The organism is Duganella sp. FT27W (assembly GCF_009295655.1).
Classification (GTDB): Bacteria; Pseudomonadota; Gammaproteobacteria; order Burkholderiales; family Burkholderiaceae_D; genus Rugamonas; species Rugamonas zoogloeoides.
Genome location: NZ_WHIV01000004.1, coordinates 239,563 through 262,550, shown reverse-complemented (window position 1 = coordinate 262,550; position 22,988 = coordinate 239,563). Strand labels below are relative to the sequence as shown.

At 62.3% G+C, this 22,988-nt stretch carries 21 protein-coding genes; 9 read left to right on the top strand and 12 right to left on the bottom strand.

Features of this window, described 5'->3' with window-relative positions; translation table 11 throughout:
• Window positions 1–70 precede the first annotated feature (70 nt).
• From rapZ to ilvA, 5 genes are all read right to left on the bottom strand, one after another.
• Window positions 71–931: an RNase adapter RapZ gene (gene rapZ / locus F8197_RS18300; RefSeq protein ID WP_019923400.1), complete on the bottom strand. Its 861-nt coding sequence runs from the start codon at window positions 929–931 to the stop codon at window positions 71–73.
• Window positions 932–934: 3 nt separating this feature from the next.
• Window positions 935–1,870: an HPr(Ser) kinase/phosphatase gene (hprK, locus tag F8197_RS18295; protein WP_040378044.1), complete on the bottom strand. Its 936-nt coding sequence runs from the start codon at window positions 1,868–1,870 to the stop codon at window positions 935–937.
• Between the two features lie 62 nt (window positions 1,871–1,932).
• Window positions 1,933–2,415: a PTS sugar transporter subunit IIA gene (locus F8197_RS18290; protein ID WP_056146873.1), complete on the bottom strand. Its 483-nt coding sequence runs from the start codon at window positions 2,413–2,415 to the stop codon at window positions 1,933–1,935.
• Between the two features lie 196 nt (window positions 2,416–2,611).
• Window positions 2,612–3,445: an NADPH-dependent 7-cyano-7-deazaguanine reductase QueF gene (gene queF, locus F8197_RS18285; RefSeq protein ID WP_152883600.1), complete on the bottom strand. Its 834-nt coding sequence runs from the start codon at window positions 3,443–3,445 to the stop codon at window positions 2,612–2,614.
• A gap of 176 nt (window positions 3,446–3,621) precedes the next feature.
• Window positions 3,622–5,157 (bottom strand): threonine ammonia-lyase, biosynthetic, encoded by a 1,536-nt coding sequence (gene ilvA / locus F8197_RS18280; RefSeq protein ID WP_019923396.1) that lies wholly within the window; start codon window positions 5,155–5,157, stop codon window positions 3,622–3,624.
• A 189-nt stretch (window positions 5,158–5,346) separates the two neighbouring features.
• Between ilvA and F8197_RS18275 the strand changes: the two genes are divergently transcribed.
• The 4 genes from F8197_RS18275 (at window position 5,347) to F8197_RS18260 (ending at window position 10,952) form a co-directional block, all read left to right on the top strand.
• Window positions 5,347–5,838 carry a YqaA family protein gene (locus F8197_RS18275; RefSeq protein WP_019923395.1) on the top strand — a complete coding sequence of 164 codons (492 nt, stop codon included), beginning with the start codon at window positions 5,347–5,349 and terminating at the stop codon, window positions 5,836–5,838.
• A 223-nt stretch (window positions 5,839–6,061) separates the two neighbouring features.
• Window positions 6,062–10,078 (top strand): FAD/FMN-binding oxidoreductase, encoded by a 4,017-nt coding sequence (locus F8197_RS18270; protein ID WP_152883106.1) that lies wholly within the window; start codon window positions 6,062–6,064, stop codon window positions 10,076–10,078.
• Entirely contained in the window at window positions 10,078–10,512 is a 435-nt protein-coding gene (locus F8197_RS18265) for an HIT family protein (RefSeq protein WP_152883105.1), read from the top strand. The genes F8197_RS18270 and F8197_RS18265 overlap by 1 nt, the downstream gene beginning before the upstream one ends.
• Window positions 10,509–10,952, top strand: a complete 444-nt coding sequence (locus tag F8197_RS18260; RefSeq protein WP_019923392.1) for a gamma-butyrobetaine hydroxylase-like domain-containing protein — start codon at window positions 10,509–10,511, stop codon at window positions 10,950–10,952. Before F8197_RS18265 ends, F8197_RS18260 begins: the two co-directional genes overlap by 4 nt.
• On the opposite strand, the gene F8197_RS18255 is transcribed toward F8197_RS18260, so the two are convergent.
• The 4 genes from F8197_RS18255 to F8197_RS18240 form a co-directional block, all read right to left on the bottom strand.
• Window positions 10,949–11,254 carry a hypothetical protein gene (locus tag F8197_RS18255; protein WP_152883104.1) on the bottom strand — a complete coding sequence of 102 codons (306 nt, stop codon included), beginning with the start codon at window positions 11,252–11,254 and terminating at the stop codon, window positions 10,949–10,951. The two genes, F8197_RS18260 and F8197_RS18255, sit on opposite strands and share 4 nt — an antisense overlap.
• Window positions 11,235–11,726 carry a hypothetical protein gene (locus F8197_RS18250; protein ID WP_019923390.1) on the bottom strand — a complete coding sequence of 164 codons (492 nt, stop codon included), beginning with the start codon at window positions 11,724–11,726 and terminating at the stop codon, window positions 11,235–11,237. The genes F8197_RS18255 and F8197_RS18250 overlap by 20 nt, the downstream gene beginning before the upstream one ends.
• Before the next feature lie 83 nt (window positions 11,727–11,809).
• Entirely contained in the window at window positions 11,810–12,751 is a 942-nt protein-coding gene (locus tag F8197_RS18245; protein WP_152883103.1) for a sulfonate ABC transporter substrate-binding protein, read from the bottom strand.
• A gap of 8 nt (window positions 12,752–12,759) precedes the next feature.
• The gene (locus tag F8197_RS18240; RefSeq protein WP_152883102.1) at window positions 12,760–13,812 is read right to left on the bottom strand and encodes a LacI family DNA-binding transcriptional regulator; all 1,053 of its coding nucleotides are present in this window, start codon (window positions 13,810–13,812) and stop codon (window positions 12,760–12,762) included.
• Window positions 13,813–14,025: 213 nt separating this feature from the next.
• Here F8197_RS18240 and F8197_RS18235 point away from each other — a divergent pair, with 213 nt between their 5' ends.
• From F8197_RS18235 to F8197_RS18225, 3 genes are read left to right on the top strand one after another with little or no spacing between them, the layout of a single operon-like run.
• Window positions 14,026–16,269 (top strand): TonB-dependent receptor, encoded by a 2,244-nt coding sequence (locus tag F8197_RS18235; RefSeq protein ID WP_152883101.1) that lies wholly within the window; start codon window positions 14,026–14,028, stop codon window positions 16,267–16,269.
• On the top strand, window positions 16,269–17,561 hold the full coding sequence (locus F8197_RS18230; protein ID WP_152883100.1) for an LLM class flavin-dependent oxidoreductase: 1,293 nt from the start codon (window positions 16,269–16,271) through the stop codon (window positions 17,559–17,561). The genes F8197_RS18235 and F8197_RS18230 overlap by 1 nt, the downstream gene beginning before the upstream one ends.
• Window positions 17,561–18,967, top strand: a complete 1,407-nt coding sequence (locus F8197_RS18225; protein ID WP_152883099.1) for an alpha/beta fold hydrolase — start codon at window positions 17,561–17,563, stop codon at window positions 18,965–18,967. Before F8197_RS18230 ends, F8197_RS18225 begins: the two co-directional genes overlap by 1 nt.
• Before the next feature lie 15 nt (window positions 18,968–18,982).
• Here F8197_RS18225 and F8197_RS18220 read toward each other — a convergent pair whose 3' ends face one another.
• The 3 genes from F8197_RS18220 to F8197_RS18210 form a co-directional block, all read right to left on the bottom strand.
• On the bottom strand, window positions 18,983–19,795 hold the full coding sequence (locus F8197_RS18220; RefSeq protein WP_152883098.1) for a DUF3037 domain-containing protein: 813 nt from the start codon (window positions 19,793–19,795) through the stop codon (window positions 18,983–18,985).
• Window positions 19,792–20,526: a HipA family kinase gene (locus F8197_RS18215; protein ID WP_152883097.1), complete on the bottom strand. Its 735-nt coding sequence runs from the start codon at window positions 20,524–20,526 to the stop codon at window positions 19,792–19,794. The genes F8197_RS18220 and F8197_RS18215 overlap by 4 nt, the downstream gene beginning before the upstream one ends.
• Before the next feature lie 77 nt (window positions 20,527–20,603).
• Window positions 20,604–20,981 carry a lysozyme inhibitor LprI family protein gene (locus F8197_RS18210; RefSeq protein WP_152883096.1) on the bottom strand — a complete coding sequence of 126 codons (378 nt, stop codon included), beginning with the start codon at window positions 20,979–20,981 and terminating at the stop codon, window positions 20,604–20,606.
• A 116-nt stretch (window positions 20,982–21,097) separates the two neighbouring features.
• Here F8197_RS18210 and ubiE point away from each other — a divergent pair, with 116 nt between their 5' ends.
• Window positions 21,098–21,832: a bifunctional demethylmenaquinone methyltransferase/2-methoxy-6-polyprenyl-1,4-benzoquinol methylase UbiE gene (gene ubiE / locus F8197_RS18205; RefSeq protein WP_019923383.1), complete on the top strand. Its 735-nt coding sequence runs from the start codon at window positions 21,098–21,100 to the stop codon at window positions 21,830–21,832.
• A gap of 139 nt (window positions 21,833–21,971) precedes the next feature.
• Window positions 21,972–22,961, top strand: a complete 990-nt coding sequence (locus F8197_RS18200) for a Tim44 domain-containing protein (RefSeq protein ID WP_056146902.1) — start codon at window positions 21,972–21,974, stop codon at window positions 22,959–22,961.
• The last annotated feature ends 27 nt before the right edge of the window (window positions 22,962–22,988 follow it).

Genomic DNA, 22,988 nt, shown 5'->3' with positions numbered 1-22,988 from the left:
TCTGCATCATCCATCAAGGCTAGTTTAGACAACCACCCCGGCTTTGATCAAGCTCTATCGTGCGCAAATTTTACTGCTCGCGATGCCGTATCACCACGCGCTCGCTGGCGTGGAAGTAAGCTGCCAGTTTTTCGGCGATATAGACCGAGCGGTGCTGGCCGCCGGTGCAGCCCAGGGCCACGGTCAGGTAGCTGCGGTTGTCGGTCTTGAACGACGGCAGCCATTTTTCCACGAAGGCGCGGATGTCTTCCAGCATCTCGCCCGCGCTGGGCTGGGCGTCGAGGAATTCGATCACCGGCGCATCGCGCCCGGTCAGCGGGCGCAGCGACAGGTCGTAATACGGGTTGGGCAGCGCCCGCACGTCGAACACGAAATCGGCATCCATCGGCACGCCCAGCTTGAAGGCGAACGATTCGAAGAACAGGGTCAGCGGCGCGTGCTCGAGCTCGACCAGGTCTTTGACCCAGGCGCGCAGCTTGTTGGCGCTGAGCTCGGACGTATCGACCACGTGGCCCAGCTGCTCGATGGCCGACAGCCGTTCGCGCTCTTCCAGGATGCATTCGATCAGGGTGCGGCGCGCGGCCGGGTTCTGGCCCGGGCGCAGTTCGTGCGACAGCGGGTGGCTGCGCCGGGTTTCGGAAAAACGCGCCACCAGCGAGTGGGTATTGGCAGTGAGGAACATCACGCGCACGTCGTGGCCTTCCTCGCGCAAGTGCGCCACATCGGTGGGCAACGTGGCCAGCGATTCGGCGCTGCGCGCATCGACCGCCACCGCCAGCGAGCGCAAGCCTTCACCCACCAGCGTGGAGACCAGGTGCGGCAGCAGGGCGGGCGGCAGATTGTCGACGCAGTAGTAGCCGAGGTCTTCCAGCACATTCAGCGCCACCGATTTGCCGGAACCGGAAATCCCGGTGATGAGGACGATACGCATAACTCAGTCTCCGCTCATGGCAAGGCGTTGCCGCTCCATGAACTCTTGCAGGGTGTCGATCCCGCGTAGTTGCAAAATAGTGTTGCGCACGGCCGCTTCGAGCAGCACGGCGATGTTGCGGCCGGCCGCCACGGGAATCACGACCTTGCGGATCGGCAGGCCCAGCACGTCTTCGGTGGGGAACTGGAACGGCAGCCGTTCGACTTCCTCTTCCTGGCCGCCGCGCTTGACCAGGTGCACGATCAGTTTCAGGCGCATCTTGCGCCGCACGGCGGTCTCGCCAAAAATGGCCTTGATGTCGAGCAGGCCCAGGCCGCGTACTTCCAGCAGGTTTTGCAGCAGCGCCGGGCAGCGGCCTTCGATCATATTGGGGGCGATGCGCGAAAATTCCACGGCATCGTCGGCCACCAGGCCGTGCGAACGCGAAATCAGCTCCAGGCCCAGTTCGCTTTTGCCGAGGCCCGAGTCGCCGGTGATCAGCACGCCCACGCCCAGCACGTCCATGAACACGCCGTGCATGATGATGCGCTGCGCCAGCTTCTTCGACAGGTACACGCGCAGGAAGTCGATCACCTGCGCGGCCGGCAGTGGCGTGGAGAACAGCGGGATATTTTTTTCGTCGCAAATGGCCAGGATGTCGGGCGGCGTTTCCAGCCCTTGCGCGACGATCAGCGCCGGCGGATTGCCGCCGATCAGTTCGCCGATCAGGTGGGCGCGCGTGAGCGACTTCAGGCGCTGGTAGTAATTGATTTCCTGGTGGCCGAAGACCTGGATGCGGCCCGGGTGGATCATGTTCAGGTGGCCCACCTGGTCGGCGGCCGAAGCGACATCGCCGGAAATCAGGCGCTCGCCACCGGGAAAGCCGGCAAACCAGCCGAGCTGCAAACTTTCGCGATTGTCGTCGTACAGGCGTTGTATCGTCAGCGGGGTTTGCAGCATGGGCATCGTGGTCCGAATCGAAAGAGGGAGAGCCTAGTGTACTGCAAGTTGCTGGCGGCGGATCAACCCGCAGCTTGCAGGCTGGGCAGCCAGTTGATGATGCGCGAGTGCACCGATTTCGGATCGGGATCCTCGGTCAGCGCGGTGCGGAACGCATCATCGGAAAACATTTCCGCGATCTCGGACAGGATTTCCAGGTGTTGCTGGGTCACGTGATCGGGGATCAAGAGGAAAAACAACAGGTTGACCGGCTTGCCATCGGGCGACTCGAACGGAATCGGCTCGGACAGGCGGACAAACGCGGCCAGCGGCGACTTCAGGCTTTTCATGCCCTTGATGCGCCCGTGCGGCACGGCCACGCCGTGGCCGAGACCGGTAGAACCAAGCCGTTCGCGAGCGAACAGGTTGTCCGACACGGTCGAGCGGGCGATGCCGCAGTTGTTTTCGAAAATCAGGCCAGCTTGCTCAAAAGCACGTTTTTTGCTGGACACTTCCAGGTCCAGCAAGACGTTTTCGAGAGAGAGAATTTTGCTCAGGTTGTTCATATGACGACAATAGTGTTGCGGCGCACGGCCCGAATTATAGGCTTGTTTGTGCGCCGTGTAACATGAAATCGCTCGCGTCCGAGTTGTATTTCAATCAATGGACCGAAACCTCGGGCCGACCCGTCATCATACGCCTGATTTATGCGGAAGCTACCATCGCAGCGAGGCGATGCGGCTTGCCTGCCGTGATGATGATTTATTGTCGGGCGCCGCGCAGGTTGGGCGGGTTGCGGCCGGTGCTGAAGTTGCTGCGCCACGGGTTGATGTCCAGGCCACCGCGCCGCGTGTAGCGGGCATAGACGGCCAGTTGCTGCGGCGCGCACTGGCGCAGGATATCGACAAAAATGCGCTCGACGCACTGCTCGTGGAATTCGTTGTGCTCGCGGAACCCGATCAGATACTTGAGCAAGCTTTCCTGGTCGATTTGCGGACCGCTGTAGTGGATTTGCACACTGGCCCAGTCCGGCTGCCCGGTGACCAGGCAATTCGACTTGAGCAGGTGCGACACGAATTTTTCCTCGACCGGTTCCTCGTCCAGCGCCGCCTTGAGCAGTTCAGGGGCCGGGCTGTAGTGGTCGATCTCGATGTCGAGGCGGTCGAGCAGCAGGCCGTCCAGCTCGCCCATGGCGACCTTGTCGAAGCCGTCGGGCTGGGTCAGCATGATGTGGATGGACGCGCCCACTGCTTTCGATAAATCCTGTTGCAGCAGCGCCTGCAGCGCATCGACGCTGTCCAGGCGCGTCTGGTTGAACGAGTTCAGGTAGAGCTTGAACGACTTCGATTCGATGATGTTGGGCGAATCGGCCGGCACCGTGATGCGGGCAATTGCCACCTGCGGCTTGCCACGGCTGTTGAGCCACGAGATTTCGTAGGCGTTCCAGATATCGACGCCGAAAAAGGGCAGTGTGCCGGACAAGCCCAGCTCGTCACGCTTGCCCTGGCGCGGGATCGGGAACAGCAGTTCCGGCGCGTAATCGGTGCGGTAAGCGGAGGTTTTTCCCAGCGGGGACAGGTCGACGATATTGGTCATGGCGAGCGTGGTGGCGTGCAGTGATGGCATGTAAGCGCCACATTGTACTGCACCCTTTAGGGCGCTGCCGGCGCCCGTCAAGCGGCCGGCAGTGCCGCAGACGGGCTGGGCAGGCCCACGTCCGGGCACCGATCGCGGCCGCTGCCGCTGCCGTTCGCCCGGCTGTCGGAAGCGCCTTAGCCCAGGAACAGCTTGTACACCGGATTGGCCGTCTCATCCCAGTAGCGGTAACCGAGCGTGGTCAGGAACTGGCCGAACTGGTCCATTTCGCCCGGCGGCACCTGCAAGCCGATCAGGATGCGGCCCACGTCGCCGCCCTGGCTGCGGTAGTGGCACAGCGAGATATTCCAGTTTGGCGCCATGCTGTTCAGGAAGCGCATCAGCGCGCCCGGGCGTTCCGGGAACTCGAAGCGGTACAGCAGTTCGCTGTTGGCCAGCGCGCTCTTGCCGCCCACCAGGTGGCGCACGTGGGCCTTGGCCAGCTCGTCATGCGTGAGGTCCAGCGTTCGGAAGTCGTTCGCTTCGAACGTGCGCGCCAGCGCGCTCGATTCGCCGCGGTCGGCGATCTGCACGCCCACGAATACGTGCGCTTCGTCCTTGTCGCTGATGCGGTAGTTGAACTCGGTGACATTGCGCGGGCCGACCAGCGAGCAAAAACGCTTGAAGCTGCCGCGCTGCTCGGGCAGGGTGACGGCAAACAGCGCTTCGCGCGCTTCGCCCAGCTCGGCCCGTTCGGCGACAAAACGCAGGCGGTCGAAGTTCATGTTGGCGCCGCAGGCGATCGTGATCAGGGTTTCATTCTTGACCGGATTTTTCGACAGCGCCGCGCGTTCCACGTAGGCCTTGGCGCCGGCAATGGCCAGTGCGCCGGCCGGTTCGAGGATGCTGCGGGTGTCGGTAAACACGTCCTTGATGGCGGCGCTGATGGCGTCGGTATCGACGATGATGATGTCATCGACATACTGTTGCGTGAGGCGGAAGGTTTCCTCGCCCACCAGGCGCACGGCGGTGCCGTCCGAGAACAGGCCCACGTCGGCCAGCGTGATGCGTTCGCCAGCCTTGATGCTGCGCGCCATCGCATCCGAATCCATGGTCTGCACGCCGATGATCTTGATGTCGGGGCGGATCGCCTTGACGTACGCGGCCACGCCCGAGATCAGGCCGCCGCCGCCGATGGCAACGAAAATCGCGTGGATCGGGCCCGAGTGCTGGCGCAGGATTTCCATGCCGATCGTGCCCTGGCCGGCGATCACGTCCGGATCGTCGAACGGGTGCACGAAGGTCAGCTTCTGTTCTTTCTCGAGCGTGAGGGCGTGGTTGTAGGCGTCGGTGTACGACTCGCCGTGCAGCACCACTTCCACGTCGGAACCGCCGCGCGCCTTGACCGCGTCGATTTTCACTTGCGGGGTGGTGGTGGGCATGACGATCAGCGCCCGGCAGCCGAGCTTGGCGGCGGACAGCGCCACGCCCTGGGCGTGGTTGCCGGCCGAGGCGCAAATCACGCCGCGCTTGCGCTGCGCTTCGCTCAGGTGGGCCATCTTGTTGTAGGCGCCACGAATCTTGAAGCTGAACACGCTCTGCATGTCCTCGCGCTTGAAATAAATGCGGTTGTCATAGCGCTGCGACAAGGTCGGCGCCAGTTCCAGCGGGGTTTCCTGGGCAACGTCGTAAACGCGCGCGGTCAGTACTTTCTTCAGATAGTCGATAGTCATGGTCTGCAAACAAGAGAAAAAGCGGTGAGGCTACGTGGGTAGCCCCGCAGTGGTCGATGCTAACTATCCGGCGGGTGACCGGGTGGAGCAGGGGCGCAGGTCCGCGCGGATGGGCATGGACCGAACTGTTCAATCGTGCGGTGTGCGGATCATTATAATGGACACCCTTATCAGACCTCAAAGAAACCGATGATCGAATCTGCAATCGCCTGGCTGCTGAACGTGATCGCTGCGCCGGAAGTGGGCCTGACGTCGGTGTTCATCATCAGTTTTATCTCGGCCACCCTGGTGCCGCTGGGCTCGGAGCCGGCCGTGTTTGCGGTGATCAAGGCCAATCCCGAACTGTTCTGGAGCGCGATTGCCGTGGCCACCGTGGGCAACACCCTGGGCGGCGCGGTCGATTACTGGATGGGCTACCAGGCCAAGCAGACCTTCGCCAAGGAGCGCAAAAGCCGCTGGTTCCACTGGCTCGAGCGCTACGGCGCCAAGACCATGTTGCTGGCCTGGCTGCCGGTGGTTGGCGATCCGCTGTGCACATTGGGCGGCTGGCTCAAGCTGCCATTCTGGCCCAGCCTGGCCTATATGGCGGTGGGCAAGTGCCTGCGCTATCTGACCATGACCACGCTGCTGTTGTATGTGCCGGACGGCTTCTGGCACCGGATTGGACAGTTGCTGGGCTAAAACGGTGCAACCGATCCTACTGCGGCAGAGCCTGGATGCTGAATTAAATTCTGCTTAACTTTCAAAGTTGGATTTTATTGCCAATAAACAGCGGTTTTTACGTAGAAAACCTGGATTGATTGCGCGGTGAGTGTCCCTTGGTAAACCAAGGCTGTTCCCGCGTGGTGCAGCGCAATACGCTAAAATGGCAGTCCCGGGTTCAGTAGACTAGTCCAATCGCACAATGAATGCCCCTGCACAAATCCAAGCATTACTGGCGGAAACGCCCCACGGTCCGGAGGCCACGCGCCTGCGCGAAATCCCTTATAACTACACGTCGTTTTCCGATCGCGAGATCGTCATCCGGCTGCTGGGCGAGGAATCGTGGAGTTTGCTGGATGCACTGCGCGGCGCCCGCCAGACCGGCCGCTCGGCGCGCATGCTGTACGAAGTGCTCGGCGATATCTGGGCCGTGCGGCGCAATCCGTACCTGCAGGACGACATGCTGGACAACCCCAAGCGCCGCCAGGAACTGATCGACGCCTTGCACCATCGTCTGGCCGAGGTCGATAAACGGCGCCTGACCGTTGAAGACGACGGCGCAGAGAATGATGCGCACGCGCGCCAGCGCAGCGACAACGTGATCAAACTGCTGCGCGCGGCCAGCAAGGCCGTGGCCGACTTCGGCGAAGAATTCAAGCAAGTGTACGACCTGCGCAAGCGCACCACCAAGGTGCTCGGCCGCTACACCGAAAAGCACAACGTCTGCTTCGACGGCATGAAGCGCATCTCGCACGTGACCGACGCCACCGACTGGCGCGTCGAGTACCCGTTCGTGGTGCTCACGCCCGATACCGAAGATGAAATGGCCGGCCTGGTCAAGGGCTGTATCGAGCTGGGGCTGACCATCATCCCGCGCGGCGGCGGCACCGGCTACACAGGCGGCGCAATTCCCCTGACGCCGATGTCGGCCGTCATCAACACCGAAAAACTGCTCAACATGGGCGCGGTGGAAATGAAGGTGCTGCCGGGCCTGGACAAGGAATACGCCACGATTTATACCGGCGCCGGCGTCATCACCAATAAAGTGTCGGAAGCGGCCGAGAAGGCCGGCTTCGTGTTCGCGGTCGATCCGACCTCGGCGCACGCGTCGTGCATCGGCGGCAATATCGCCATGAATGCGGGCGGCAAGAAGGCCGTGCTGTGGGGCACTGCGCTCGACAACCTGGCCTCGTGGCGCATGGTCGATCCGAACGGTGACTGGCTGGAGGTCACGCGGCTCGACCACAACCTGTCGAAAATCCACGATACGCCGCTGGCCCGTTTCCAGCTCGAGTGGACCCATCCGAACCGCCTGGGCGAAGCCAAGGGCGCGCCGTTCAAGACCGAGATCCTGGAAATTGAAGGCCGTAAATTCCGCAAGGAAGGCCTGGGCAAGGACGTTACCGACAAGTTCCTGTCGGGCCTGCCCGGCATCCAGAAAGAGGGTACCGACGGCCTGATCACGTCGGGCCGCTGGATCCTGCACAAGATGCCGAAGTTCGCGCGCACGGTCTGCCTGGAGTTCTTCGGCCAGGCCCGCGATGCGATTCCGTCGATCGTCGAAATCAAGGACTACCTCGACGGCCTGCCGGCCACCGGCGAACAATTCAAAACCCTGCGCCTGGCTGGCCTCGAGCACCTGGACGAGCGCTACCTGCGCGCGGTTGGCTATGCCACCAAGTCCAAGCGCGGCGTGCTGCCAAAAATGGCGCTGTTCGGCGACATCGTCGGCGACGATGAAAACGCGGTGGCGATTGCCGCTTCGGAAGTCGTGCGCCTGGCCAATACCCGCGTCGGTGAAGGTTTTGTTGCAGTCAGCCCGGAAGCGCGCAAGAAATTCTGGCTCGACCGCGCCCGTACGGCCGCGATTGCCAAGCACACCAACGCCTTCAAGATCAACGAAGACGTGGTGATTCCGCTTAACCGCATGGGCGAGTACACCGACGGCATCGAGCGCATCAACATCGAATTGTCGATCAAGAACAAGCTGCAACTGGTCGATGAACTGCAGACCTTCTTTGCCGCCGGTAACCTGCCGATCGGCAAGAGCGACGATGCCGAAGATGCGGTGGGCGACGCCGAAATGCTCGGTGACCGCGCCGAGCAAACCGACGCCTTGCTCACGCAGGTGCACGCGCGCTGGACCTACCTGCTGGCCAATCTTGACCTGCCACTGGCCGGCATCACCGATGCGCTGGCCACCCACGGCATGGAGCGCCTGCTGCCGGTGTTCGAAGAACGCCTGAAAACCCAGCCGGACGCCACCCTGTTCGACATCGTGCAGGACCGCACCATCCGCGTAACGTGGAAGCAGGAAATCCGCGCCCAGCTGCGCCAGATCTTCAACGGCGCCGCCTACAAGCTGATCCTCGACGAAGCGACCGCGATCCACAAGCGCGTGCTGCGCGGCCGCGTGTTCGTGGCGCTGCACATGCACGCCGGCGACGGCAACGTCCACACCAACTTGCCGGTCAACTCCGACCACTACGAGATGCTGCAACTGGCGCACCAGGCCGTGGCGCGCATCATGGTCCTGGCCCGTTCGCTCAACGGCGTGATCTCGGGCGAACACGGCATCGGCATCACCAAGCTCGAGTTCCTGACCGAAGAAGAAATCGGCCCGTTCCGTGACTACAAGATGCGCGTCGATCCCGAAGGCCGCTTCAACAAGGGCAAGCTGCTGAACCTGCCCGGCATGGAAGCGGACCTGTCCAACGCGTACACCCCATCGTTCGGCCTGATGGGCCACGAATCGCTGATCATGCAGCAAAGCGATATCGGCGCGATCGCCAACAGCGTCAAGGACTGCCTGCGCTGCGGCAAGTGCAAACCGGTGTGCTCGACCCACGTGCCGCGTGCGAACCTGCTGTACTCGCCGCGCGACAAGATCCTGGCGACGTCGTCGCTGATCGAAGCGTTCCTGTACGAAGAGCAAACCCGGCGCGGCATCTCGATCAAGCACTGGGAAGAGTTCGAGGACGTGGCCGACCATTGCACCGTCTGTCACAAGTGCGTGACGCCATGCCCGGTCAATATCGACTTCGGCGACGTGTCGATGAATATGCGCAACCTGCTGCGCAAGATGGAGAAGAAGAGCTTCAAGCCGGCCCTGGCCGCGACGATGTTCTTCCTCAACGCCAGCGATCCGACCACCATCAACGCCACGCGCCAGGTGATGTCGAACTGGGGCTTCAAGGCCCAGCGCCTGGGTCACGACGTGCTGAAGAAATTTGCCAAGAAGCAGACCAAGGCGCCGCCACCGACCGTGGGCAAGCCGAAAGTGCGCGAGCAGGTGATCCACTTCATCAATAAAAAGATGCCGGGCAACCTGCCGAAGAAATCGGCGCGGGCGTTGCTCGATATCGAAGATGACAAGGTCATCCCGATCATCCGCAACCCCAAGACCACCAATGCCGATACGGAAGCGGTGTTCTATTTCCCTGGCTGCGGTTCGGAGCGCCTGTTCTCGCAGGTGGGCCTGGCCACGCAGGCGATGTTGTGGGAAGTGGGCGTGCAGACGGTTTTGCCGCCGGGCTACCTGTGCTGCGGCTATCCGCAACGCGGCAACGGCGAGTTCGACAAGGCCGAGAAGATGATGACGGACAATCGCGTGCTGTTCCACCGCATGGCCAACACGCTCAATTACCTCGACATCAAGACCGTGCTGGTCTCGTGCGGCACCTGCTACGACCAGCTGGCCACCTACGAGTTCGACAAGATCTTCCCCGGCTGCCGCATCATGGACATCCATGAATACCTGCTGGAAAAGAAAGTGAAACTCGAAGGCGTCAACGGCACCCGTTATATGTACCACGAGCCATGCCACAACCCGATGAAGCTGCAAGAGTCGGGCAAGACCATCAACGCGCTGATCACCACGGTCGATAACGTCAAGATCGAGAAGAACGACCGTTGCTGTGGCGACTCGGGCACCTTGCAGGTGTCGCGTCCCGACATTTCCACGCAAGTGCGCTTCCGCAAGGAAGAGGAAATGATCAAGGGCGCCGAGAAGCTGCGCGCCGACGGTTTCGATGGCGAAGTCAAGATTTTGACCTCCTGCCCGTCGTGCCTCGGTGGCGTATCGCGCTACAGCGACGACGCCGGCACCACGGCCGACTACATCGTGGTCGAGATCGCCAAGCACCTGCTGGGCGAGAACTGGATGCCTGATTACGTCAAGCGCGCCAACGACGGCGGCATCGAACGGGTGCTGGTGTAATGGCCTGCGACCTGTGCAAGTTGCTTGAGGCGCCAGGCGCGGCCCTGGTCTGGGCCGATCACCAGCTGTCGGTGGTGGCCGTCGATGAGACCGAATACCCGGGCTTTACGCGCGTGGTGTGGAACGCCCACGTCAAGGAAATGACCGACCTGGCACCGCTCGAACGCACCCGCGTGATGGACGTGGTGTGGGCGGTGGAAGCGGCCCAGCGCGCCATCATGGGGCCGGAAAAGATCAACCTGGCCAGCTTTGGTAATATGACGCCGCACGTGCATTGGCACGTGATCCCGCGCTACCGCGACGACGCGCATTTCCCGAACCCCACCTGGGCGCCGGCAGCACGCGCGTCCACGCCCGAGGTGCTGGCGGCGCGGCGCGCCTTGTTGCCGGCCCTGCACGCGGCGATTATTGAAAATCTGAAAGCATCATCATGACCAGGAACCCCACCGAACTGACCGTTCACAACCTGTCGAAGGTACTCGACATCGCGTTTGACGACGGCGCCAAATTCTCGATTCCGTTCGAACTGCTGCGCGTGTACTCGCCGTCGGCCGAGGTGATGGGCCACGGCCCCGGCCAGGAAGTGCTGCAAACCGGCAAGCGCGAAGTGGGCATCGCTGGCGTGGAGCCGGTGGGCAACTACGCAGTACAGCCGACCTTTTCGGACGGTCACAACACCGGCATCTTCACCTGGGATTACCTGTACAAGCTCGGCAACGAGAAAGAGGCGTTGTGGGCCACCTATATGGATCGCCTGCACGCGTCCGGCTTCGATGGCGACAGCGGCCGCGACAGTGGTATCTCGCTGACCGGACCGTCGGCTGCCAAGCAGGGTGGTGGTTGCGGGAGCGGTAGCTGCGGTTGCAAAAGTTAATAGGTAATATCGTGCCGGTATAGATAGGCGAAGATCGCTTGCATGCGTGGAGGTAATTCGCGCAGCGCGGCGACATTCAGGGCGGGCGGGCGCAGCGGCCGGTTGTCGCAGCGCATGCGGCCGATGGTTTCCTCGTGGGTGGGGATGACATAGCCTTCGGCGCGCCGCCGCTCGACCAGTGCGTCGGCCTCCGCCTTGTCGCGCAGCATGGCGGCGTGCAAGGCATCGATTGCTGCCCTGGTGTCGCTGTCGAGGTCGGGAAAAGTAAAGTCGGGCGGCATCTCAATATTGTAGATCTTCATAACTGTTCTCCATCAGCGCGAACGGTGTGACCAGCTCCGGCAGTTCGAGGTCTTTCAACATCATCAGCTTGCGCAGCACCGCACAGTTGCGTGCATTGATGATGTCGACACAGTTCCACGACAACAGGACATCCATGTCGTGAAACGCCGCGCTGGCAATATGTTGCGCCGGGATTCTGGCCGTGGCGTTTAGACCGCCGCCCAATATCAAAAGTTCAGCGAAGATCGGCACCTCCGGATCGGGGCGAAAATAGATGAGCTTTTCCGCGATGGCCATCCGCGCGGCGATCCGCTTGGGATCGCCGGCCTTGATCTCGTCGAGCACCGCGTCGGAGATGTACGTCATCAAGGGGTCGCGGCGGGCCCACCATTGCCGCGTGAGTTTCTGGCATCCGCGCACGAACGGATCACGGCTTAACGGAGCGGTCAGGAAGCGGATCACTGACGTGTCGATGTAGACCTTTTGGAGCATGGAGTCGCCCTCGCTCTGGCATGCCGCGCAACCGGCGGCATTGACCAGCGTAGCATCGAACTCATCAGGTAGTTTCGGCTACATCAATCGGGCCGCACGGCAGGCCTCGGTTGCCAGACCCAGACGCGGCTGGCGATATTGACTTGCTTGGGGATCAGTTTTTGCTCATAAAACAGGTCGGCCACGCGCTGCTGGTTGGCAACAATCTCGGGCGTGACGGGCGTGGCGCCAAAGCGCGAGCGCGCCAGCCACGTGGCCACGATATCGGCTGGCAGACCGGTCAGCTGTGCCAGGCTGGCGCCGGTTTCCTTCGGATGCGCATTGGCCCACTGGCCCGATGCCGACACCTGCTCCAGCAAGGTTGCCACCAGTTGTGGCGATTGCTGCGCAAAGCGGCGCGAGGCCAGGTAAAAGCCGTTGGCCAGCGGCAAGCCGGTATAGTCGGCCAGCACCCGCACCTGGTAGGCTTTTTGCGCGGACGCGAAATACGGATCCCACACCACCCACGCATCGATGCTGCCCGAAACGAAGGCCGCGCGCGCATCCGACGGTGACAGGTACACGGGCACGATGTCGGCCATCTTCAAGCCGGCCTTGTTCAATGCCGATGCCAGCAGGAAGTGCGAGCCGGAACCCTTTTGAAATGCCACCCGCTTGCCTTTGAGCGCAGCCACGCTGCGCAGCGGCGAATCCTTGGGCACGAAAATCGCCTCGCTGTTGACGGGCGCCGGCTCGGCGCCCACGTACAGCAGATCGACGCCGCCGGCCTGCGCAAACACGGGCGGCGGCGCGCCGGTGCTGCCGAAATCGATGCTGCCGGCGTTGAGCGCTTCGAGCATCTGCGGCCCGGCAGGGAACTCGATCCACTTGATCTGGTGGCCTACGAGGGCTTTTTCCATCGACCCCTGCGCCTTGATCATGCTGAGCAAGCCGCTGCCCTTTTGAAAGCCGATTTTTATTTCGGCACTGTGGGCAGCCAGGGGCAGGGCTGCTGCCGCGACTATTGCAACGATCCATTTCTTCATGTTGTTCCTCATGCGCTTTCGCGCTCTATCAATTCACAGGCCAGCAGATTCAACCGCGAATCGGCATGGGACGCGGGCAGCACGCCCAGTTGTTCGAGGATGCGCAGCGCGGCGATTTCGCCGATCTCGCGCGCCGGTGGCCGTATCGTGGTCAGGCTCGGCAGCAGCAGCGACGAAAACGCATAGTCGCCGAAGCCGACGATCGCGCATTTGCCGGGGATGGCAAGGCCGGCGCGCTGGCCGGCCAGCAGCGCGCCGGCGGCCAGGTTGTCGTTGGCGAAGATGATCGCTTCCACCGCCTTGCTCTTTTTAGCCGGCGCCAGCGCCAGCGCTTCGATGGCCTGCTTGCCGGCGTCGAACGGCGCTTCCATGGTGGGCACGTAGATCACTGGTTCCAGGCCATGCTCGCGCATCACCGCCGCGTAGCCGTCGCTGCGATCGACCGCGCTCAAGTCGCCGGCCACGCTGTTTTGCACGAAGGCGATGCGGCGATAACCCTTGGCATACAGGTAGCGCGCGGCCTGTTCGCCCACCGCGTGGTTCGAATAGCCCACCTGGATATGCTGCCGGCGCGGCTGGTAGTCCCAGGTTTCCACCACCGGCACGCCGGCGGTGGCCAGCAGCTTGTCGGTGGCGCGGTTGTGGAAGCGGCCCGTGACCACCAGCGCTGCCGGCTTCCAGCCCAGGAAGGTGCGCACAGCGCTCTCCTCCTGCTTGGCCGAAAAATAGCTTGACGCCAGCAGCAGCTGGTAGCCGTGGCGGGTGAGGGTGTCGCTGAAACTCTGGATGGTGTTGGCAAAGATCGGCCCCGAGATATTCGGGATCACCATGCCCACCATGCGTCCGTGCGAGGAGGCCAGGCCGCCGGCCACCAGGTTGGGCACATAGCCGAGCTGCTTGACGGCGGCGGCGATGCGCGCACTGAGCTTGGCGCCCACGCGGGTTGGTTCGCTGAAGTAGCGCGACGCCGTGATCGAGCCCACTTCGGCCAGCCGCGCCACGTCGTGAATGGTGGCGCGGCCGGAGCCGCGGCGCTTTCTTGGTGCTGCAGGTTCAGTCATGGATGGCGCTCATAAAGGCATATTCCAAAAAGACATATCGATGATTTTTTTAATTCTTTGACTTCAAAACTGCATGCCACGACACTAAAAAAAGGGTATCGGTACCATCGAAGTGTAGCAAACAGCAGCTGCCTCGCTAAGTTGGTTCTTCACCGATCAAAAGTCAATTTATGCATATGGCGCAAGGCGCGCTTCTCAATCAAGGACTCTGCAATGAAGAACAAGACTAAAAAAATCGGCGTGTTGGCGACGGGCGCTTTGCTGGTCAGCAGCGCATGGGCAACCCCTGCGGAGGATGCCGCGCCGATTGCGGACCGCAGCGAAACCGCATCGATTCCCACCGTGACGGTGAGCGCCACGCGCCGCAGCGCGTCGCTGCAATCGGTACCGGTGGCCGTGTCGGTGATCGACGGCGAGCAACTGGCCCAGTCCAACCGCAACAGCATCGACACCATCATCCAGGAAGTGCCAAGCGCCACCTTCCGCCAGCAGGGCGGCAACAAGGATTCCACCATTTTCGTGCGCGGTATCGGTACCATCTCGACGTCGCCCGGCGTGGAACCCACTGTGTCCACCGTGGTCGATGGCGTGGTGTTCGCGCGCCCGGGCCAGGCCACGCTCGACCTGCTTGATATCGACCGCATCGAAATCCTGCGCGGCCCGCAAGGCACGCTGTTCGGCAAGAATGCGTCGTCGGGCGTGTTGAACGTCATCGGCCGCAAGCCGGGCGAGCAAGCCAGCGGTTACGTCGATGCATCCTGGTACGAAGGCAACGAGAAGCGTGTGCGCGCCGGCGTATCGGGCGCGATCCAGCCGGGCGTGGTGCGCGGCTCGTTCACCGCGCTGTATGCCGACTACGACGGCAATGTCGATAACATCCACGCCGGCGGCGGCAAAGTGAATGGCTACGACCGCAAGGGCGCCCGCGCCCGCGTCGATATCACGCCCAATAAAGATGTCGATATCGTGCTGATCGCCGACTACCTGCGCTCCAACGCATCGCCCACCTTCACGCCGTACAAGCTCACCGGAACCGCTGCCACCAGCGCCCCGTTCGTGGCGGGCATCGCGCCGGTGGTGGCCAGCGCGGAAAACCGCCAGGTCTTTACCGACATCCCGAGCGACATCCGCGACACCAACAAGGGCCTGTCCGCGCAAGTGGACTGGCGCCTGGGCGGCCACACGCTGACCTCGATCACGGCGGTGCGCGACTGGGACAACGCCCAGTACACCAGCACCTCGGCCATCGGCAACGCTGCGGAACCGTCGCGCATCACGGCCGCGTATCCGGCCACGCGCGATATCGGCACGGTGGATTTCCGCCAGGTGTCGCAGGAATTGCGCCTGGCGTCGCCCAAAGACCAGTTGGTCGACTACGTGGTGGGCGCCTACTACCTGCACGGCAAGGACCGCGAAACCTACCAGCGCCTGGTTACCACCAATGTGTTCAATGCCGGCCGCGCCGACTATGGCGTCAAGAACGACAGCTACTCGCTGTTCGGCGAGAGCACGATCAACTTTGCCGCCGACTGGCGGGCGATTGTCGGCGCGCGCGCCACCCGCGATGAACTCTCGTACGACCACGTGCGCACCTCGACATCGACCGCCGCCTTCCCCGGCGTGCAGCCCGGCGTGCAAAACAGCGGTTCGACCAGCGAGGACGGCTACTCGGGCCGCCTGGGCCTGCAACACGATGTCTCGAACAACGTCAACACCTATGCCACCTACTCGCGCGGCTACAAGGGCCCGGCCTACAACGTGTTCTTCAACATGCTGGCGCGCGATACGCTGGCGCTGAAACCCGAGACGTCCGACTCGTTCGAGCTGGGTCTGAAAACCAGCGCCTTCGACCGTCGCCTGACCGCCAACCTGGCCGTGTTCCACACCAAGTATGACAACTACCAGGCCAATTTCTTCGACACCGTGGGCGGCACCGTGATCACGCGCCTGATCAACGCCGGCAAGGTCTCCACCCGTGGCGTGGAACTCGATGTTACCGCCCGCCCCACGCGTGAATTCACGCTGTCCGGCGCGCTGGCCTACACCGACGCCAAGATCGACAGTTTCAATTGCCCGCCTGCGGCCACCGCGTCGTGCAACCTCAATGGCCAGCCGCTGCCGTTCTCGCCGAAGTGGAAGGCGTTCACCCGCGCCAATTACGCGCTGGCGCTGCAAAACGGCCTGTTCGCCGACTTCTCGGCCGATTACGCTTACCAGTCCAAGACCCAGTTCGACCTGTTCCAGTCGCCGGACGCGATCCAGGGCGCCTATGGCATCGTCAACGCCAGCATCGCGCTGTCGTCGCCGGTCGGCGGCTGGCGCATCGCACTGGTGGGCAAGAACCTGGCCAACAAGTCGTACGCCACCAACCTGGTCACGTCCACCGGCTACGTCACCCGCGCCGTGCCGCGCGACGACGAACGCTACTTCGGCCTGACCGCGCGCAAGGAGTTCTGATGACTGCACCAGCCACCCGCCGACAACTGAGCATCGCCGCCTTCATGATGCGCCATGGCCACCACGTGGCCGCGTGGCGCCACCCGCAAACGGACCTGGACAGCAATCCGTTCAAGGTGTTCCGCCAGCAGGTGCGTAACGCCGAAGCGGCGTGCCTGGACGCGGTGTTCTTTGCCGACAGCCTGGCGCTGACCGGCAATATCCCGTCGCTCGAACCATTGACCTTGCTGTCGGCGCTAGCCGCATCGACCGAGAAGATAGGCCTGATCGGCACCGCCACCACGACATACAACGAGCCGTACACGGTGGCGCGCCAGTTCGCCTCGCTCGACCAGCTGTCGGACGGCCGGGCAGGGTGGAACCTGGTCACGTCCGACAACGCGGCGGAGGCGGCCAACTTTGGCCGCGACCAGCACGTGGCTCACGCCGAGCGCTATGCGCGCGCCCGCGAATTTCATCAGGTTGTCACAGGACTGTGGGATAGTTGGCAAGATGGCGCACTGGTCAACGACAAGGCGGGCGGCGTGCTGGCCGATCCATCCCGCATCCGCAAGCTCGATCATCGCGGCGAACACTTCGCGGTGGCCGGTCCCCTGAACGTCACGCGCAGCCCTCAGGGCCGGCCCGTGGTGGTGCAGGCGGGCGGATCGGAAGCGGGCCGGGACCTGGCGGCGGCCACCGCCGAAGTAGTGTTCACTGCCCAGCCCACGCTGGCGGGGGCGCAGGATTTTTACCGCGACATCAAGCGCCGCGTGGCGGACAAGGGGCGCCATCCCGATGCGCTCAAGATCATGCCCGGCCTGTTCGCGGTGGTGGGTGCATCGCAAGCGGAGGCAGACGACAAGTTCGGCGAACTGCAAAGCCTGATCGAGCCGAAGGCGGGACTGGCGCTGCTGGGCCGCATGATCGGCAATTTCGACCTGTCCGGCTATCCGCTCGACGGCCCGCTGCCCGAGCTGCCGGAAACCCAGGACGGCCAGCGCAGCCGGCAGCAGTTGCTGACCAACCTGGCGCAGGGCGAGAACCTGTCGATCCGCCAGCTGTACGAACGCATCGCCGGCGGACGCGGTCACTTCACCGTGATCGGCACGGCGCAGACGGTGGCCGACCAGATCGAAGCATGGTTCGAGGGCGGGGCGGCCGACGGTTTCAACTTCATGGCGCCGGCTTTGCCGGGCGGCCTCGATGATTTTCTGGCGCTGGTGGTGCCGGAACTGCAGCGGCGCGGCTTGTTCCGCACCGCGTACACGGGCACCACCTTGCGCGACCACTTGGGATTACAGGAGTATTGATGAAGGCAGTGAGCAGGGTAGTGGCGGTAGCGTTGTTGATGATGATGGGCGCTCCGCACGCCCAGGAATACTTCGGCGATACCCGGCCCGACGCGCCGGAACTGGCCGCGCGCGGTCCGGCCAAGGTGGGCGTGCGCACGCTGGTGATCGAACACCGCGACCAGCTCGACGTGCTGCGCGTGACCGAACAGGCGCCCAACCCGCGCACCACGCGCAAGCTCACGCTGGAAGTCTGGTACCCGGCCGCGCTGGCCAACGGTCAGGTCGAGCATACCGTTTATACCGATGTCCTGGGCTCCGGCCCCAACGATCCCAAGCGCCCCAACACGCCGTTCCAGTTCAATGGCCGCGCGGCACGCGACGCCGCGCCTTTAATCCCTGTGCGCGATGCAGCTCCTTTCATCCCCGCACGTGACGCCGCTCACGCGTCGGTTGCGCGCAATAACGCCTCGACCTCTGCGGCCGACGTGCTTGCCGCCGGTTCTGCCTCGGCGCCCGCGCGGGACGTCAAATATCCCCTCGTGATCGTCTCCCACGGCTATCCCGGCTCGCGCCTGCAAATGAGCTACCTGACCGAGAACCTGGCCTCGAAAGGCTACGTGGTGGTCGCCATCGACCATCCCGAATCGACCCGCGCCGACAAGGCCGGCTTTGCCAGTACCCTGCTCAACCGCCGGCTTGATGACCTGTTCGTGCTCGACACCGTCGCAGCGTGGGCCAAGCCCGGCAGCGGCAATTTCCTGGCCGGCCTGGTGGACGTGGACCGCACCGCGCTGGTCGGCTACTCGATGGGCGGTTACGGCGCCCTGAACACGGTGGGGGCGGGCGTGAGCGCGGCGGCGGTGGCGTTCGTCCCCGGCGGCAAGCTGGCCGTCAACCAGCAGGGCAATACCCAATATGCGCAGCAGCGCGATGCCCGCATCAAGGCGGTGGTGGCATTCGCGCCATGGGGCGGCGCGCACAAGGTGTGGGATGCCGACGGCCTGGCCGGCGTGCGCACGCCGGTGCTATTCATCAGCGGCGATCAGGACGACGTGGCCGGCTACCAGGATGGCGTGAAGCGCCTGTTCGAAGGCACGGTCAACGCCGACCGCTACCTGCTGACCTACGTGGGCGGGCGCCACAACAGCGCACCGAACCCGCCATCACCGGCCATGTGGAGCAACCCCGACGACTTCCAGTCGTACTCCGAGCCGGTGTGGGACAGCCGCCGCATCAACAACATCAACCAGCATTTCGTCACTGCCTTCCTCGGCGTCCAGCTCAAGCAGCAGCCGCTGCAAGGCTACCTCGACCTGCCGCCCTTGACCGCCGACGGCACCATCAAACCCGACCCCGGCCTGTGGCAAGGCTTCCCCAAACGCGCGGCGCTGGGGCTGGAGTGGCGGCATTTGCCGGCGCGGTGAGTAAACCAGATCCTCTCATTCGACAAACGAGAGGATCTCTGCTTTCTGATCGTAGGTGAGGACCGCCGCGCCAGCGTCGGAAAGCTCATTGATCACGTCACGAAAAGCCTTTGTTCTCGCTGGAGTAGTCGAGTCTGTTGGGCCTTCGACGGCCACCAGAACGCGTTCCGGTAGCGTACCTTTGCGTTTTAGCTGGGCAAGTCGCCACACCCATGCGCCGCCGTGGTCAAGAATTTTGCTCGGTTGGTCTTGTCCAAGGTTGAGTGGCTTAACCGCAGTGAATGCTTCGCCATGCTTTTCCTCTACAAAGGGGAAGGTCGCATGATATTCCTCGTTACCGATCTCCAGCCGGTCAAACCGCGATCCCACACCCGCCTCGTTGAACCACTTACGCAAAGTCTTTTCGAGTACTTGTTCTCGGTATTCGGGCGTAACGAAATCGCGCTCGACGTAATAGCCGTACAGTTCATCGAGCTTCGCTTTCGCGTCGTTCATGAGTACAGCCCTGACATTGCTGAATTTGATTACCGCCTCACGGGGGCGTACGACTTCTTCAAAGAGCGCGCGCGCAAACATGGGATCTTGGTCTTGCGAAAGCTTGCGAATGCGCTCCAGCTCTCCTTTGAGATTTTGTATCGATGTCTTGAACACTTGCGCATCAAGCTGCTCGAAGAAATTGGTAATACGAGCATGCTTCTTGGTCATCAGCTTGAACTCGAATACCTTTTGCTCCGGCGCGATAATAATCACGCCCACATTGGCGAATTCTTCTGTCTCCACGAAGGGGCAGAAGCGAACTATCGCGTACAGGCAAGGGATCATTTTCATGGCATCGTCCAAAAAGCATTGCTGCGGCAGTCAAGCAGCAACAGCTTGAGGGTGTGGCGGTCGAATTCCAGAGGGATGGTGCATTCCGGGTCCAGATACCACCAATCTGGAGGTACAGTATCGCAGATTGCATCCCACGTCGCCATAGCAGCTTCGAAGCGAGTAGCATACGCATCCCTGTCAACCATGTCCGAGAAAATTCTATCGATGTGCGCACGGAAAGGGTGAAGCTCTCCAAAGATTTTGGGAGAAAATTCAGGATCGAAGGCTTGGTTATGATCGAGGACGAGCAAACTATTACTTTCAACATCCCAAAAAAGATTGGGATTGCCACCCACGTCGGTTTGGGTTCGATCCCCATTTTTTATCCACCAGTCGAACATCAAGACGTCTCTTTGAAGCGCGACTGGAATCTGATCTCGATGGGCGACAGTCAGTTCTGTGATCGCCCGTCGGCATGAACCAAACGCAAGGCCTGCACCCAGATCTGCCAAATCAGGACGGGAGGCAAGTCCGATCAGATCCTCGGAGATGGAAACCACTTCAAAAGGTGCAATCGGCAAGCCGAGGTGGCGCGCCAAGGCGCCTGCAATCCATTCGCATACAAGGCTCCTGCGCCCGGCTCCTCTGCCTTTAACAAAATAAATGTTCCCATCTTCGCCACGGCAGATGAACGGAAACGTCATTCCTTGGGTCGAGCGGTCGATTATTTCAACTATTTCTACCGGCATTGGCGTTCACGATTGTGTTTGACTGTTCATTGCGCGCAGCGGCCGCAGCCGCACTTCTTGGGACACCTGTCTGGTAACTACTCTTTCAATTTGCTGTTCTGGCACCCCGAGCTATTGCACTCGCGCGCCCGGTCCTGCAGGAACTGCGAGCGCTTGATGGTGGTGTCGGTCGCGCACTGGAGGTTGACGAAGAAACCCCGGGCCTCGCGGCGCGAGCAGTTGTCGTTGCGTTCCTGGATCCAGGCCAGTTGGCCTTTCTTGAGCGCCTGCTTGCCATCGGCATCGAGCTTGGGGCTCAAGGCCTGGTAATTGGTGTTGAGTTCCTTGTCCGCTTCCTGGTAGACCTTGTTCAAGCAGTAGAGGCCATCGAAATCGCTTTTTGGCTTGTCGCAGGCGGAATTGGCAAACGCGGCGCCCGATGCGCACAGCAGCAGGGCGGCAATGACTGTTTTCATTTTTGATTATCCGGGAGCATCCGGTCAGGTGGTGGTTGCCAAGTTTGCCACGTTTCCCCGGCGCTCACAAGTTTGCCTACCTTGTATAATGCAGGCAAACTAACAGGCCTGCCACCATGACCAATACCACTCATTTCGGTTACAAAACCGTCGCGGAAGACGACAAAGTCCGCGAAGTCGCCAAGGTTTTCCATTCTGTCGCCGCCAAGTACGACATCATGAACGACGTCATGTCCGGTGGCCTGCATCGTATCTGGAAGATCTTCACGATCGCCAACGCCGGCGTGCGTCCTGGCTTCAAGTGCCTCGACATTGCCGGCGGCACGGGCGACCTGGCCAAGGCGTTTGCCAAGCAGGCCGGCCCCACCGGCGAAGTCTGGCTCACCGACATCAATGAATCGATGCTGCGCGTGGGGCGCGATCGCCTCTTGAACCGCGGCCTGCTGACCCCCACCTTGTTGTGCGATGCGGAGAAGCTGCCGTTCCCCGATAACTATTTCGACCGCGTGAGCGTGGCCTTTGGCCTGCGCAACATGACGCACAAGGACCAGGCGCTGGCGGAAATGCGCCGCGTGCTGAAACCGGGCGGCAAGTTGCTGGTGCTGGAATTCTCGAAAGTGATCGAGCCGCTGCAAAAGCCGTACGACCTGTATTCGTTCAAGGTGCTGCCTTGGATGGGCCAGAAGATCGCCGGCGATGCCGAAAGCTATCGCTACCTGGCCGAATCGATCCGCATGCATCCCGACCAGGAAACCCTGAAGACCATGATGGAAACGGCGGGCCTGGAGAGCGTCAAGTATTACAACCTGACGGCCGGCGTGGCCGCGTTGCACACCGGCATTAAGCTGTAACTAAGCCTGTCCAGCCCCTTTGCAGGTAAGCTGGCGGCTCGAAGGACACCGGGCCGCCCGCGCGTCGCGCACAAAACGACGCGCACCACAACAGGCTCCGGGTCCCCGCAACGAGCAATTACTTTGTAGGGTAGAGACCATGACTGTTAAAAAATTCCTGATGACCGCCGTGCTGGCCGTCTCCGTCTTCTCGATGGTGTCCGAAGCCATCGCCCGCCCTGCCGGCGGTGGCCGTTCGATCGGTCGCCAGTCGCAAAATGTCCAGCGCATGCCGCCGGCCGCAGCTCCTCAGCAGGCTCCGCAAGGTGCGCAGCGCCAGGCGCCTGCCGCCACGCCTAACGCGGCCACACCGCCAAAACCGGCCAGCCCATGGAAAGGTATCCTGGGCGGCGCGCTGCTGGGCCTGGGCCTGGGCGCACTGTTCTCGCACCTGGGCTTGAGTGGCGCGCTGGGTAGCGCCATCGGTACCATCCTGATGCTGGCTCTGCTGGCCGGCGCGGTATTCTTCATCGTGCGCATGATCCGCCGTAAATCGCAGCCGCAACCGGCGCCTTCGGCGTTTGGCGGTAACGGTGGCGGCTTCAGCGGCAATGGCGGTAACAGTGGCTATAACGACAACGTCAAGCCGTTCACGCCAGCCCAGCAGCCTGCGCAATTCAATAGCGGCAACACCACGCCGGAAATCGGTTCGGGCCTGTCATCCGGTCAGAACTACCAGTACCAGCCGGCTGCCGTGCCTGCTCACCAGAAATGGGGCGTGCCGGCGGACTTCGATGAAGCGTCGTTCCTGCGTGTCGCAAAAGGCAACTTCATCCGCCTGCAAGCAGCCTGGGACAAGGGCGATACCAACGATATCCGCGAATTCACCACGCCGGAAGTGTTTGCCGAAATGCGTTTGCAGCTGTCAGAGCGCACCCAGGCCGACTACACCGACGTGGTCAGCCTCGAAGCCGAACTGCTGGGCATTGAAACCACCGCCACCGACTACCTGGCCAGTGTACGTTTCACGGGCATGGTCAAGCCGGCCCGCGATGCACTGGCCGAGCCGCTCAACGAAGTGTGGAACCTCAGCAAGCCCGTGTCGGGTTCGGCCGGCTGGCTGCTGGCAGGTATTCAACAGGTGGCCTGAACCGTGGGTTTCCCCGCAAAATGGTAA